At 36.6% G+C, this 852-nt stretch carries 2 protein-coding genes; both read left to right on the top strand.

Going from position 1 to position 852, the window contains the following annotated elements; translation table 11 throughout:
• A partial coding sequence (locus tag HMPREF0083_RS19195; protein WP_021623346.1) for an EamA family transporter occupies positions 1 to 226 on the top strand: 226 nt, incomplete at its 5' end.
• Positions 210 to 629 carry a DUF2000 domain-containing protein gene (locus tag HMPREF0083_RS19190; protein WP_021623345.1) on the top strand — a complete coding sequence of 140 codons (420 nt, stop codon included), beginning with the start codon at positions 210 to 212 and terminating at the stop codon, positions 627 to 629. The genes HMPREF0083_RS19195 and HMPREF0083_RS19190, both read left to right, overlap by 17 nt.
• The last annotated feature ends 223 nt before the right edge of the window (positions 630 to 852 follow it).

The following is an 852-nucleotide window of genomic DNA, read 5'->3' as shown; positions in this document are numbered from 1 at the left end:
TTCACGTTTAGAAGTGGGAGACTTCTTTCGGAGGAAAGTTAAAACCAGCATTTATATTTACATAGTTCCTGTCATTACAGTAGTTACCTCAATCATTGTATTACACGAAGAAATGACATGGTTGGCTGCTTTTGGAACGATTCTTACATTAACTGGACTTTTTATTTCAGAAAGCAAAATCAATTTGAAGAACAAAGGGGAGTGGGCAAATGGATATACAAAATAAAAAATGCGTAATGGTGATTGATTCCGAGTTACCTATCGGATTGATTGCCAATACATCAGCTGTGTTGGCTTTAACATTAGGGAAGAAAATTGCTGGACTTATTGGACCAGACGTGGTTGATGGGGAAGGAAATTCTCATGAAGGGATTACAAACACCCCCATTTCTATACTAAAAAGTTCAGAAAGTTTGATTAAAGAATTGAGAGAAAAGATCCCTACTGAGTTTCCTGATCTTCTGCTTGTCGACTTTTCCAATGTTGCTCAAATGTCAAAACATTACGATGACTATATCGATAAGATTGCTGCATGCACCAAAAACGACTTGAAGTATCTTGGTATTGCCCTTTATGGGAATAAAAAGAGCGTTAACAAATTAACCGGAAGCCTTCCGCTTTTACGTTAATATAGAAGAATTTGATGGGACTGGAATTTAGAACATCCTCTCCTTATAGCACTAGTTTGCCAGCAATTATTAAGAAATCAATACAAACTTGGGCTGTTGCAATCACATTCTCACAAGAAATTCCGAGGTCGTCACTATATCAAAGATCTATAGCATGGTATCAAAAAGCCGGTTCTTCCTCAAATTAATTTTTTTATGAACCTAAGCGCTCTTTCTGTCATCT

The organism is Aneurinibacillus aneurinilyticus ATCC 12856, from assembly GCF_000466385.1.
Lineage (GTDB): Bacteria > Bacillota > Bacilli > Aneurinibacillales > Aneurinibacillaceae > Aneurinibacillus > Aneurinibacillus aneurinilyticus.
Note: the sequence above shows the minus strand (reverse complement) of the source record. Positions and strands in the feature narration are given on the sequence as shown.